The following is a 343-nucleotide window of genomic DNA, read 5'->3' as shown; positions in this document are numbered from 1 at the left end:
GGATTATTTCACCGAGAGCTATCAGCCCCACACCCAGCGAGGCCCTCTGGCGTGGTGTTTCTGGCTGATTCGAAACGTCCTGGCGATATTATTACTGGTTGCTGGCATTGTGATGCTGGTGCTTCCCGGGCAAGGGCTGCTGACCATTCTGATAGCATTAATGGCCAGCACTTTTCCGGGGAAATACCGTCTGGAACGCGCTATCATGCGCCGCCCTGGCGTCTTCCGGACAGCCAACTGGATTCGCCGTAAATACCACAGAACACCCCTGAAACATCCTGACGGACATGACAAGGACATCACCGATGGCCATTAACAGCGCTGCCATCCGTTGGCATGACGA

1 protein-coding gene is annotated in these 343 nt (G+C 55.1%); it reads left to right on the top strand.

Going from position 1 to position 343, the window contains the following annotated elements; translation table 11 throughout:
* Nucleotides 1–316: PGPGW domain-containing protein (locus B3Q33_RS08770; protein WP_286827490.1), on the top strand; the 316-nt coding region annotated here is incomplete at its 5' end.
* Nucleotides 317–343: the final 27 nt, after the last annotated feature.

Origin of the sequence: Alcanivorax sp. UBA3183, from assembly GCF_002364155.1 — a bacterium.
GTDB lineage: Bacteria > Pseudomonadota > Gammaproteobacteria > Pseudomonadales > Alcanivoracaceae > Alcanivorax > Alcanivorax jadensis.
The sequence above is the reverse complement of the archived record's forward strand: the minus strand, read 5'-3'. Positions and strand labels throughout refer to the sequence as shown.